This window comes from Clostridium sp. MCC345 (genome assembly GCF_018785345.1).
GTDB lineage: Bacteria > Bacillota > Clostridia > Lachnospirales > Anaerotignaceae > Anaerotignum_A > Anaerotignum_A faecicola.
Genome location: NZ_WQPP01000017.1, coordinates 38,844 through 51,286, shown reverse-complemented (window position 1 = coordinate 51,286; position 12,443 = coordinate 38,844). Strand labels below are relative to the sequence as shown.

Sequence of the window (12,443 nt, the reverse complement as noted above, 5' to 3'; positions counted from 1 at the left end):
AAGATAGCAGGAGGAGGGATGCCTATGAAACGGAGAGCAATTCTTTTTTTCCTGCTTTTTTTATTGCAGATGGGAAGTGTGCCGACCCTTGCCGCAGAGCCGACCGTTGCGGCGCAGGGTGCAGCGTTGATTGACGGAAAAACAGGGCGGCTGTTGTGGGGGAAGAATGCGGACGCACCCCTTGCGATGGCAAGCACCACGAAGATTATGACGGCGATACTGGTTCTGGAGCAGGCAAGCCTGACGGAGGTTGTCACGGTCAGCAAAAACGCGGCACAGCAGCCAAAGGTACACATGAGCTTGCAGGAGGGAGAGCAGTGGCAGGTCGGAGATTTGCTTTCTGCCATGCTCCTGCGCTCCTATAATGATGCGGCGGTGGCACTGGCGGAGCAGACTTCGGGAAGCGTGGAGAAGTTCTGCGCGGAAATGACGAAAAAGGCAAAGGAAATCGGCGCAAGGGATACGGTTTTTGGCTCGCCCAACGGACTGGACAGCCACCTGACAGCGGAGCAGCACCACTCCACCGCCTACGATATGGCGTTGATTGGGGCGTATGCGCTGGAAAACGAAACCTTTCGGGAGATTATCGCACAGCAGGAGATTTATGTGTCTGATTTGACGGGAAAGCACTCTTGCAGTGTGACAAATGCAGACCGCTTTTTGCAGGAATACAGCGGTGCGCTTGGCATTAAAACAGGCTACACCAATCGGGCAGGGCATTGCTTTGTCGGCGCGGCGGAACGGGACGGCGTGCGGCTGGTTTCGGCGGTGCTTGGCAGTGGCTGGGGGGATGCAGGCAAGCAGAAAAAGTGGACGGATACGAAAGCCCTGATGGACTATGGCTTCGCGGTCTTTCATCCCTACGAGGCAGTGCAGGCAGGGGAGAGTTTCGGGGAAATCCGCATTACCGATTCCCCGACAGCGCAGATGGAAACAATTCTTGCAGAGGGCTATACGGCGTTATTTTCTGATGCGGAAATCGAAAAACTGTACCTGACGGCAGACTTGCCAAAGGAGCTTGCCGCGCCTGTGCAGCGGGGCGAAAGGCTGGGGCAGGCGGTGCTTTGGCTTGGAGAGGAGCGGCTTGCGGCGGTGGATTTGCTTGCGGCAGAGGATGCAATGCCTTATACCCTTGCACAGCGACTGCTTCGCCTTGCGGAGAGGTGGCTCGGCTGGAGAGATTGGGAAGATTAGAGAAACTTTTGACTTTCTGCGAAGGCTCATGTATACTGAGGAAAATCGAATGAAAAATACAGGTTGAGAACGGAGTTAAGATATATGGAAGAAAAATTGGAACGATTGCAGAAATTTCTGGCTGAGGCAGGCGTGGCATCCCGCAGAAGGGCAGAGGAGCTGATTGCACAGGGAAAGGTGAAGGTCAACGGGAAGGTTGTAACCGAAATGGGGCTGAAGATTGACCCCGAAAAGGATGAGGTGTCCTATCTGGACAGGAAAATCAGCAAAAAGGACACCAAGCTTGTCTATCTTATGCTGCATAAGCCGGTCGGCTATGTGACAACGGCGAAGGAGCAGTTCGGCAGACCTGCGGTGGTAGACCTCATTAAGGGCGTGAACGCGCGCATTTTTCCTGTCGGGCGTTTGGATTATGATACATCGGGGCTTCTGCTCTTGACAAATGACGGAGACCTGACCTATAAGCTGACGCACCCCAAGCATGATGTAGAGAAAACCTATATTGCGAAGCTATACGGTGTGCCCGATGAGGGGGCATTGCAGAAATTCCGCAGGGGCGTTGTGATTGATGGAAGGAAAACGAAGCCTGCGAAGATTCAGATTCTCGAAAGAGAGAAGGACGGACGCTTCTGCACGGCGGAAATCGTGATTCATGAGGGCAGAAATCGACAGGTGCGTAAAATGTGCGAATCAATCAAGCATCCTGTGGCACAGCTGCAAAGGGTGGCAACGGGAGAACTTACGCTGGGGGATTTGCCGAAGGGGAAATATCGACATCTGACAGAGAAGGAAATCAGATATTTAAAGAGATTATAAAAAGAAGGGACTGCTTTGGGAGTTTTCCAAGGCAGTCTTTTTTACTTGAAAGGCGGTAGTGCTTGCCGTATAATATATACTTAGGAAACTATTGAGAATAAGGAGGAAAAGCCTCGTGGAACAGAACAAAACAAGATTTTACCTCATTCGTCATGGGGAAACGGATTGGAACAAGGGCGGTCGTTATCAGGGCTGCACGAATATACAGCTGAATGATGCAGGCAGGGAGCAGGCGCGTCTTCTGGGGGAACGCTTCAAATTCCTGCCGCTGGATGTGGTCTATGTATCCCCTCTGGACAGGGCGGTGGCAACTGCGGCACCGTTGGCGGCGGCGCATGGGCTGACCCCCATTCAGGATGCACATTTCAGAGAAATCAACTTCGGCGAATGGGAAGGACATACCATCGCGGAGCTGAAGGAAAAATATGGCAAGGCATATATAGATTTTTTTGAAAATCCTTTTGACCATCCTGTGCCCGGAGAAGGTTCCTTTCAAAATGCGATGGATCGCGCATTGGAAGGCTTTGCAGCACTGGCAGAGCGCCATAAGGGGCAGAATGTCGCGATTGTTTCACATGGCGGACTGCTGCGCGTGATGCTGGTCGGTCTGCTTGGCATGGGGGATGAATTTTACCGTAAGACATGGATGACAAATACCTCTGTGACGATGGTGGATGTGATGGAGGACGGCAGAAAGCTGCTCATGACCTTAAACGATAAGGCGCATCTGGAAATGGCAGAGCTGTTTGAAAAGGGTGAAGAAAAATGAAGAAGAAAATTATCGTGGTCGGCGGCGGTGCGGCAGGGCTGATGGCGGCAGGACGCGCGGCAGAACGGGGACATGAGGTACACCTCTACGAAAAAAATAACCGCATCGGGAAGAAAATCCTGATTACGGGCAAGGGACGCTGCAATGTGACGAATGACAGCGATGTGGAGGGGCTTCTGGAAAATATTCCCGGCAATCCCTATTTTTTATACAGCGCCTTTTACCAGCTGGACAGCTTCGGCTTGCAGGAATTTTTTAAGGAGCAAGGGTTGGAGCTGAAGGTGGAGCGCGGCAAGCGTGTATTTCCTGTGTCTGACCGTTCTCTGGATGTGGTGTTGGCATTGGAAAAATACCTCAAGAAAAATGGGGTAAAGCTGCATCTGGAAAGTCCTGTGGAGGGTATTCTGATTGCAGACGGCAGGGCAGAAGGGATTCGGCTGAAAAACGGAAAGGAAGAAAGGGCAGACGGCGTGATTGTCTGCACGGGCGGTCTTTCCTATCCCGGTACAGGCTCTACGGGGGATGGCTACCGCTTTGCGAAGGCGGCAGGACATCATGTGACGAAGCTGTACCCCTCTCTGGTGCCGCTCAGAACAGAGGAGGACTGGTGCCATGAGCTGATGGGGCTGAGTCTGAAAAATATTGAAATTACGATAAAAAATAAGAAGGGCAAGAAGGTTTACAGTGACTTCGGGGAAATGCTGTTTACGCATTTCGGCGTTTCCGGTCCTGTGATTCTGAGCGCGAGCAGGCATATCATTCTGACGATAGAGGAAGGATATCGGCTTTACATTGACCTCAAGCCTGCGATGGATGAGAAAAAACTGGATGCGCGTATTCTGCGCGATTTTGAAAAATTTGCGAATAAGGATTTTGCAAACGCACTGGATGCGCTTCTGCCGCAGAAGCTGATTCCCGTTATCATTCGTCTTTCGGGGATTGATGCGCGCAAAAAGGTAAACAGTGTGACGAAGGAAGAAAGAAAGCGTCTGGTTGGGCTTTTGAAGGAACTGCCGCTCACGATTACGGGGACAACGGGCTATAACGAAGCGGTTGTGACCTGCGGCGGGATTCAGGTGAATGAGATTGACCCTGCGACGATGGAGAGCAAATTTGTGAAGCAGCTGCATTTTGCAGGTGAGGTTCTGGATGTGGACGCATATACGGGCGGCTTTAATCTGCAAATTGCATTTTCCACAGGCTTTGCGGCAGGGAATGCGGTTTGCGCGGAATAAGGAGGAAAAAAAGCATGAAACGATTTGCCATTGCGGTGGATGGGCCTGCCGGCTCAGGAAAAAGCACCGTTGCGAAGATGGTTGCCAAGAGACTGGGCATTATTTATGTGGATACGGGCGCGATGTACCGTACGGTTGCGCTGTTCTGCACGGAGAAGGGCATTGCCCTTGCGGATGAAGCGGCTGTGGTTGCGGCGCTGGCAGATTTGCAGATGAAAATTGTACCGGAGGAGGGCGGTCAGCGCATTTTTCTGAACGGAAGGGACGTTACGGCGGAAATCCGCACGGCGGAAATCGGAAAGGGTGCATCCACGGTTGCGGCGTATCGGCAGGTGCGTGCGCGGATGGTGGAGCTGCAGCAGGAAATGGCGCGGGAGCATTCTGTGATTATGGATGGCAGAGATATCGGGACGGTTGTTCTGCCCGATGCCGAGGTGAAGATTTATCTGGATGCCGGCGTGGAGGAGCGTGCGCGCCGTCGTGTGGGCGAATTGCAGGAAAAAGGCGAAACGGCGGATTTTGAAGAAATCAAGAAAATGATTCTTGAGAGGGATTACAACGATATGCACAGAGCGCACAGTCCCTTGAAAAGGGCGGCAGATGCGGTTTCTCTGGATTCGACAGGCATGGGCATTGATGCTGTGCTACACGCCATTTTAGATATTGTTGCGGAAAGGGTGAAAGAAAAATGAAGGATACAGAAAAGAAATCATGGGTCTATTATGTAGCGATTTTTCTGGTGAAAATCTGGTATGCCATTATGTTCAAGGTGGAAATCATCGGGAAGGAAAACATTCCCGAAACCGGCAACGGTGTGATTTGCAGCAACCATTACAGCAATTATGATCCTGTTTCCACGGCGATTTATCTGGACAGGCTGCCGCATTATATTGCAAAGAAGGAATTATTTAAAAATAAGCTGTTTTCATGGGTGCTTGACCAGTTGGGCGTATTCCCGATTGACCGCAAGGTTTCTATGGATATGAAGGCGGTCAAGACAGCAATCAAGCTTTTGAAGGAAGGCAAGATTGTCGGCATTTTTGCGGAAGGCAGACGGGTAAAGGCAGGCGAGGACGTTGCGGCAAAGGCAGGCGTGGCGCTTTTTGCGATGAAGGGAAATGCACCTGTGATTCCCTGCGCCATCAGCGGCACCTATAAATTCCGCAGCAAGCTTACGATTCGCTATGGTGAGCCGCTGACGTTGGATGAATTTCGGGATAAAAAGCTGACAACAGAGCTGATGGGAGAAATCACGAAGGTGATTATGGATAAGGTGGAAGAATTGAAGGTGAAGGAATGAGCAATGTAACACTGGCGGCATCCGCAGGGTTTTGTTTTGGCGTGAAGCGTGCGATTGAGATGGCGTATGCGGAAATAGAAAAAAATAACGGCGCACCGCTGTATTCCTATGGTTCTCTGATTCATAACAAGGAGGTCACGAAGGACCTGGATGCCAAGGGGCTGCATATCATTGAAAGCCTGGACGGGATTGACGAGGGTACGGTTGTGATTCGTTCGCACGGTGTCGGAAAGTTTCTGTATGATGCGCTGGAGGAAAAGGGCATGCGAATGGTGGACGGCACCTGTCCGTTTGTCAAGAAGATACACACGATTGTGAATGAAGCGTGGAATCAGGGCAAAAGCATCATCATTGCCGGAGACGGCAAGCACCCGGAGGTGCAGGGCATTAACGGCTGGTGCGGCAATACAGCCGTTATTCTGGAAAGCCCTGAGGAGGCAAAGGCGGCGGTGCTGGATACGGAGAAGGACTACGCCGTTGTGGTGCAGACAACCTTCCGCCAGAGCAAGTTTGACGATATGCTTGCCATTTTGCGGCAGAAGGGTCTGAAAATGGAAATTTCCCAGACCATTTGCTCTGCGACGGAAAAGAGGCAGAAGGAAGCCATGGAGCTTTCCCGGAATGTGGATAAAATGATTGTCATCGGGGACAAAAAAAGCTCTAATACACAAAAATTGGTTGAGATTTGTAAAAAAAATTGCGAGAATACGGTTCATATTGAAACAATTTGCGATTTAGTGTTGAAAACTTTCAAGAAGGATGATAGAATAGGGATAACTGCGGGTGCGTCCACACCACCTGCAATAATTAAGGAGGTAGTAGTTACTATGAGCGAAATTGAAAATGTAAATGTTGAAGAAGTGAGTTTTGAGCAGATGCTGGAAGATTCTCTTGTTACCCTGCACACAGGCGATGTTGTAAAAGGCACCGTTATTCAGGTTGTAGGCGAAGAGGTTTCCGTTAATCTGGGTTTCAAATCTGACGGTGTTATCCCCAGAGGCGAATTCAGCAGAGATACAACAGTAGTTCCCAGCCAGGTTGTACAGCCCGGTGATGAAATCGAAGTTTTCGTTGTTCGTGTAAATGACGGCGATGGCAATGTACTTCTGTCCAGAAAGCGTATCGAAGAACAGAAGGGCATGGAAGATATCGAAAAGGCATTCAATGAAAAAACAGTTGTTACAGGTACTGTAACAGACGTTGTAAAGGGCGGTCTGATTGCAGTTGTAAACGGCGTAAGAGTATTCATTCCTTCCTCTCAGGTTTCCAACAGATTCATCGAGGATCTGAGCGTATTCAAGGGTCAGGAGCTGGAATTCAATATCATTGAAATGGATAGAGTAAAACGTCGTATTATCGGCGGCAGAAAAGATCTGGTTGAAAAGGAAATCGCAGCAAAGAAGGCAGCTCTGTTTGAAACAATCGCAGTTGGCTCCAAGATTGCAGGTACTGTTTCCAGACTGACAGACTTCGGCGCATTCGTTGATCTGGGCGGCGTAGATGGCCTGATTCACATTTCCGAAATGAGCTGGGGCAGAATTTCCAACCCCAGAGAGGTTCTGAAGGAAGGTCAGGAAGTTGAAGTATTCGTTCTGGATGTAGATAAGGAAAAGGGCAAAATCAGCCTGTCCCTGAAGGATGCAGACAAGAACCCTTGGAAGCTGGCAGCTGACAAATATGCAGTTGGCTCCATCGTTGAGGGTAAGGTTGTTCGTATGGTACCCTTCGGTGCATTCGTTGAACTGGAACCCGGCGTAGATGGTCTGGTACACATTTCCCAGATTGCAAACAAGCACGTTGTAAAACCCGAAGATGAACTGAAGGTTGGCGAAATCATCAACGTGAAGGTTCTGGAAGTAAATTCCGACCAGAAAAAAATCAGCCTTTCCAAGAGACAGGCAGATGCTCCTGTGGAAGAAGCTCCCGCAGCAGAATAATCCCGTGTGCAAAAGCTCCCATTGTGGCGTGACCATGGTGGGAGTTTTTTATTGATATTTTTTATTGAAATTTTATATATGCAAATTTTGAATAATATTAAAAATTTTCATAAAAATGCGTAATTGATAGAAAAAACATTAAAAAATGATAAAAAAACCGACATTGTTATGTCTGCATTTTTATGGTATACTTTTTAGGTAATTTCGTGGGATAAAGGAGGAAAGTGCATGAATAAGCATGAAATTTTCCGTTTTATTGACCATACTCTGCTGAAACAGAACGCAGTCTGGGAGCAAATCCGTGAGATTTGTCAGGAGGGAATGGACTTTGGAACGGCCTCGGTATGTATCCCACCTTCTTTTGTGAAGCAGGCCGCGGAATTTGCGGGAGAAAGACTTCCTATCTGCACGGTGATCGGGTTTCCGAACGGATACCAGACAACGGCAGTGAAGGTCTTTGAAGCAGCAGAAGCGGTACAAAACGGCGCAGCGGAGATTGATATGGTCATCAATATCGGCTGGGCAAAGGCAAAAAGCTATGATGCGATTTTGCAGGAAATCAATGCGGTGAAGGATGCCTGTGGTGAGAAGCGGTTAAAGGTCATCATTGAAACCTGCTTGCTGACAGAAGAAGAAAAAATTGCTCTTTGTGATGTGGTGAGCCGCTCTCGGGCGGAATTCATCAAAACCAGCACAGGCTTTGCCGGCGGCGGGGCAACGCTCGCGGATATTCGGCTGTTTAAAAAATATGTAACAGGGGATACGAAGATTAAAGCGGCAGGAGGCATCAAATCAGTTGCCGATGCGGAGGCTTTTCTTGCGGCAGGGGCTGACAGACTGGGCAGCAGTTCCCTTCTTGCCATGCTTCGGCAGGAAATCAAGCAGTAAGGCTGCGGAGGGAAGCTTCGGCAGCTCGTAAAAATGGGAAAAAGAAAAAGGGAGGAATTTATAATGAGTTTATTAAAGAAATTTGCAGCTATGGCAATGGTAGCAGTAATGGCAGTTGGCATGACAGCATGCGGCGGCGGTGATGATGCTGCGGACACAAAAACATATGTAATCGCAACAGATACAACCTTTGCGCCCTTTGAATTCCAGAATGACGCAGGCGAATATGTAGGCGTTGATATGGATCTGCTGGCTGCAATTGCAGAAGACCAGGGCTTTAAATATGACCTGCAGTATTTGGGCTTTGATGCGGCTGTACAGGCACTGGAATCCGGTCAGGCTGACGGTGTTATCGCAGGTATGTCCATCACACCCGAAAGACAGAAGAAATTCGACTTCTCCGATCCTTATTTCGACAGCGGCGTTGTTATGGGTATCGCAGAATCCAATAACGATATTAAATCCTATGAAGACCTGAAGGGCAAAAAGGTTGCCGTTAAGAGAGGTACAGAGGGCTATGATTTTGCTGAATCCATTAAGGATAAATATGGCTTTGAAACAGTTGTATTCGATACCTCCGATGCAATGTGCATGGATGTTAAGGTTGGCAACAGCGTAGCCTGCTTTGAAGACTACCCCGTACTGGGCTATGGCATCACACAGGGCAACGGTCTGAAAATGGTAACAGATAAGGAACAGGGCAGCTCCTACGGCTTTGCAGTTGGCAAGGGCGAAAATGCAGAGCTGCTGAAAATGTTCAACACAGGTCTTGCTAACCTGAAAGAAAATGGCAAATATCAGGAAATTCTGGATACATATATTCAGGAATAATTCCTTAAGGAGTAGTGCCTCATGAGTAGTTTTTTTGAGTATGTGGGACAGTGTATGCCGCAGCTGACATTAGGGCTGAAGCTTACACTGCAAATGACAGTCTTTTCATTGATTTTGGCTGTGGTTGTCGGTATGGTGATGTGCTTGTTCAGCATTTCCAAGGTGAAGCCTCTGAACTGGATTTCGGGTATTTATCTGAGCCTGATTCGTGGGACTCCCCTGATGGTACAGGCATTCTTCATCTATTTCGGTATCACAGGTGCGTTACATATCCGGATTACATCCTTTAGTGCAGCGATTCTGGTTCTTTGCCTGAATGCCGGCGCATACCTTTCCGAAATTTTCAGAAGCGGTATTGCAGCAGTCAACAAGGGACAGATGGAAGCGGCGAGAAGCTTGGGCTTGCCTTATGGCGTTGCGATGCGAAAAATCATCCTGCCGCAGGCAATCCGTATCGTGATTCCTTCCGTGCTGAACCAGTTTATTATCACTTTGAAGGATACCTCTATCCTTTCCGTTATCGGCTGCGGTGAGCTGATGCGTCAGGGTCAGCTGATTGTATCAAGAAACTATCAGAGTTTCCAGACCTATGCGATTGTTGCGGTTATGTATTATGTTGTTGTAATCGTGCTGACAAAAGCATTCCAGCTGGTTGAAAGGAGGTTGTCAAACAAATGATTAAGGTAAAAGTAGAAAAATTGCAAAAAAGCTTTGGCAGCCTTGAGGTTTTGAAGGGGATTGATCTGGAAGTCAAGGAAGGGGAAGTCGTTTGTCTGATTGGTCCTTCCGGTTCCGGCAAATCTACATTTCTGCGTTGCCTGAATCGTCTGGAAGAAACGACTGCAGGTACTGTTATTGTTGACGATAATGATATTACAGATCCCAAATGCAATATCAATAAGGTGAGAGAAAATATCGGCATGGTATTTCAGCAGTTTAATCTGTTCCCTCATCTGAATGTATTGGAAAATATTATGCTTGCGCCTGTGGACAGAAAGAAGCTGACAAAGGCGGAGGCAAAGCAAACAGCGGAACGCCTTCTGGCTACAGTTGGACTGGCGGAAAAGGCAGGAGAATATCCGCCGAATCTTTCCGGCGGACAGCAGCAGCGTGTTGCCATTGCACGAGCTTTGGCAATGAGTCCCGATATTATGCTGTTTGACGAGCCTACTTCCGCGCTTGACCCCGAAATGGTCGGCGAGGTTTTGGAGGTTATGAAGCAGCTTGCAAGGGATGGCATGACCATGATTGTAGTAACGCATGAAATGGGCTTTGCCAGAGAGGTTGCTGACCGTGTGATTTTTATGGACGGCGGCTATATCGTGGAGCAGGGGACACCGGCAGAGGTGTTTGGCAATCCGCAGAATAAGAGAACGCAGGATTTCCTGAATAAGGTTCTGTAAATACAATCCTATCCATACAAAAACAAAGTCTCGGATTTTTTATCCGGGACTTTTTTATGTATACGTTTTTCTTTGCATAAAGCAGGAAGGTATTGGGAAAAGTGAAATTGAATTTAACAAAGATTTTACAAAACTCATGCGAAATGACAAGTGCAGAAAAGAAAATTTGTTAAGATTCTGTTCATTCGGTGGAAATTGCCAAAAACCGATGATTTTTCATTGCGGCTGTCTATTGTTTATGATATCATTATTCAGGATGTAAAACAAAGATTTTACATGGTTTTTAGGAAAATTTTACAATCGAATCGAAGAAAAAACGGAGGAAAAAATGAGTTCTATAGTAATTCCCTTTATTGGTGGTCTGGCGATGTTCATTTATGGCATGAACATCATGGCGGATGGCTTACAGCACGCTGCCGGCTCCAAAATGAAGAAGATTCTTGAAGTGCTGACGCAGAATAAGCTGATGGGCATTGCGCTGGGTGCATTGGTTACGGCGATTATCCAAAGCTCCTCTGCCACAACGGTTATGGTTGTCGGCTTTGTAAACGCAGGGCTGATGAATCTGACACAGGCAATCAGCGTTATCATGGGTGCGAATATCGGTACAACCATCACGGGTTGGTTGGTTTCCGCAGGTGAATGGGCAAAAATGTTCAGCCCCTCTACACTGGCACCAATCGCAGTTATGGTCGGCGTAATCATAACGCTGGTGGGGAAAAGGCAGCAAAGCAAGGATGTAGCCGGTATCATCATTGGGTTTGGTATCCTTTTTATCGGTATGAATACCATGTCTGATGCGGTTTATCCCCTGAGAGAATCCGAGGTATTTAAGACAGCCTTTATTTCTATGGGCTCTAATCCTTTTCTGGGGATTCTGGTCGGCGCAGGCGTAACGGCGATTATCCAGAGCTCCTCTGCATCACAGGGTATCCTGCTCTCTCTGGCATCCGCAGGGCTGGTTCCTACGAATGCGGCAGTATTCATTATCATGGGGCAGAATATCGGTACCTGTGTGACTGCAATTTTAAGCTCTGTCGGTGCAAGCAAAAATGCAAAATGCGTTGGTACGATGCATCTGACCTTCAATATTGCGGGTACGATTATTTTCAGTATTCTTGCAATGTTTCTGTTTGCGAGACTGGACCCTTCCTATGGCGAGGGCATTATCAATATGACGCAGATTTCCTTTATCCATACGGTTTTCAACGTGGGTACAACGATTATCCTGATGCCCTTCAGCGGCTATATCATCAAATTTGCCATGAAGGTAAACGGCCTCAAGGCGGTGGAAACAAAGAGCGACGAGGCAGAGCTGGTGCATCTGGACAAGCGTATGATGTCCACTCCTTCTGTTGCGGTAGAGGGCGCAAAGCTGGAAACCATCCGCATGGGGCGTATTGCGAGAGAGAACCTTTCCTTGGCACTCTCTACGCTTTCTGACCACGATGAGGAAAAGATGGCAGATGTAAAGCAGAGAGAGTTTGTCATTGATAAGCTTTGTGATAATATTTCCAAGTATCTGATTGATTTGTGTATGTTGCATTTGAGCGATAAGGATAATGAAATGGTAACCTCCTTGCTCAACACAGTCAGCGACATGGAGCGTGTGGGCGACCATGCGGAAAATATCGTGGAATTGGCGGAAGAAATGAAGCAGGAGGGGATTTCCTTCTCCGATACGGCTTTGGAGGAGCTGAACGAAATGTCCACTACAACACTGGGGGCATACGACAATGCGGTGAAGGCGTTGGAGCTGGACGATATCACCTATGCCGTAAAGACCTCCTTCTTAGAGGATCAGGTTGATGCGATGGAAAAGAAGCTGCGCGCAGGGCATATCGAGCGTCTGTCCAATGCGGAATGCAGTGTTAACGCCGGGATTCACTTCATCGACCTTCTGGGGAATCTGGAACGTGTTTCCGACCATGCAATGAATATTGCGCAGGTTGTGCTGAATGAGCATAGAGCGGAAAAGAATTTCCATGAAGAAAAAAACGTGGAATGATTGACAATATAAAATGAGAACGGAGCCTTAGATTTTCAGGAGTCTTGCAGACCCCTTTGGGT

The 12,443-nt window shown here is 48.3% G+C and carries 12 protein-coding genes; all 12 read left to right on the top strand.

The annotated features are described in order from the left end of the window. Positions 1 to 24 precede the first annotated feature (24 nt). The 12 genes from GPK49_RS04335 (at position 25) to GPK49_RS04280 (ending at position 12,381) form a co-directional block, all read left to right on the top strand. On the top strand, positions 25 to 1,194 hold the full coding sequence (locus GPK49_RS04335) for a D-alanyl-D-alanine carboxypeptidase family protein (protein ID WP_215676856.1): 1,170 nt from the start codon (positions 25 to 27) through the stop codon (positions 1,192 to 1,194). 84 nt (positions 1,195 to 1,278) lie between these two features. After that, complete coding sequence (locus GPK49_RS04330; RefSeq protein WP_016407970.1) at positions 1,279 to 2,010, top strand: pseudouridine synthase; 732 nt, start codon at positions 1,279 to 1,281, stop codon at positions 2,008 to 2,010. Positions 2,011 to 2,125: 115 nt separating this feature from the next. Next, positions 2,126 to 2,779, top strand: coding sequence for a histidine phosphatase family protein (locus tag GPK49_RS04325; RefSeq protein WP_215676855.1), 654 nt, complete (start codon positions 2,126 to 2,128; stop codon positions 2,777 to 2,779). Continuing rightward, entirely contained in the window at positions 2,776 to 4,014 is a 1,239-nt protein-coding gene (locus GPK49_RS04320; RefSeq protein ID WP_215676854.1) for an NAD(P)/FAD-dependent oxidoreductase, read from the top strand. The genes GPK49_RS04325 and GPK49_RS04320 overlap by 4 nt, the downstream gene beginning before the upstream one ends. Before the next feature lie 14 nt (positions 4,015 to 4,028). Further along, positions 4,029 to 4,706 (top strand): (d)CMP kinase, encoded by a 678-nt coding sequence (gene cmk / locus GPK49_RS04315; RefSeq protein ID WP_215676853.1) that lies wholly within the window; start codon positions 4,029 to 4,031, stop codon positions 4,704 to 4,706. Then, the gene (locus tag GPK49_RS04310) at positions 4,703 to 5,314 is read left to right on the top strand and encodes a lysophospholipid acyltransferase family protein (RefSeq protein WP_016407966.1); all 612 of its coding nucleotides are present in this window, start codon (positions 4,703 to 4,705) and stop codon (positions 5,312 to 5,314) included. The genes cmk and GPK49_RS04310 overlap by 4 nt, the downstream gene beginning before the upstream one ends. After that, positions 5,311 to 7,251, top strand: a complete 1,941-nt coding sequence (locus GPK49_RS04305; RefSeq protein WP_215676852.1) for a bifunctional 4-hydroxy-3-methylbut-2-enyl diphosphate reductase/30S ribosomal protein S1 — start codon at positions 5,311 to 5,313, stop codon at positions 7,249 to 7,251. The genes GPK49_RS04310 and GPK49_RS04305 overlap by 4 nt, the downstream gene beginning before the upstream one ends. 228 nt (positions 7,252 to 7,479) lie before the next feature. Next, positions 7,480 to 8,139 (top strand): deoxyribose-phosphate aldolase, encoded by a 660-nt coding sequence (gene deoC / locus GPK49_RS04300; protein WP_215676851.1) that lies wholly within the window; start codon positions 7,480 to 7,482, stop codon positions 8,137 to 8,139. A 63-nt stretch (positions 8,140 to 8,202) separates the two neighbouring features. Next, positions 8,203 to 8,970, top strand: coding sequence for a transporter substrate-binding domain-containing protein (locus tag GPK49_RS04295; RefSeq protein WP_215676850.1), 768 nt, complete (start codon positions 8,203 to 8,205; stop codon positions 8,968 to 8,970). 21 nt (positions 8,971 to 8,991) lie between these two features. After that, on the top strand, positions 8,992 to 9,648 hold the full coding sequence (locus tag GPK49_RS04290; RefSeq protein WP_215676849.1) for an amino acid ABC transporter permease: 657 nt from the start codon (positions 8,992 to 8,994) through the stop codon (positions 9,646 to 9,648). Further along, the gene (locus GPK49_RS04285; protein ID WP_215676848.1) at positions 9,645 to 10,373 is read left to right on the top strand and encodes an amino acid ABC transporter ATP-binding protein; all 729 of its coding nucleotides are present in this window, start codon (positions 9,645 to 9,647) and stop codon (positions 10,371 to 10,373) included. Before GPK49_RS04290 ends, GPK49_RS04285 begins: the two co-directional genes overlap by 4 nt. A 328-nt stretch (positions 10,374 to 10,701) precedes the next feature. Beyond that, positions 10,702 to 12,381 (top strand): Na/Pi cotransporter family protein, encoded by a 1,680-nt coding sequence (locus GPK49_RS04280; RefSeq protein WP_118579140.1) that lies wholly within the window; start codon positions 10,702 to 10,704, stop codon positions 12,379 to 12,381. The last annotated feature ends 62 nt before the right edge of the window (positions 12,382 to 12,443 follow it).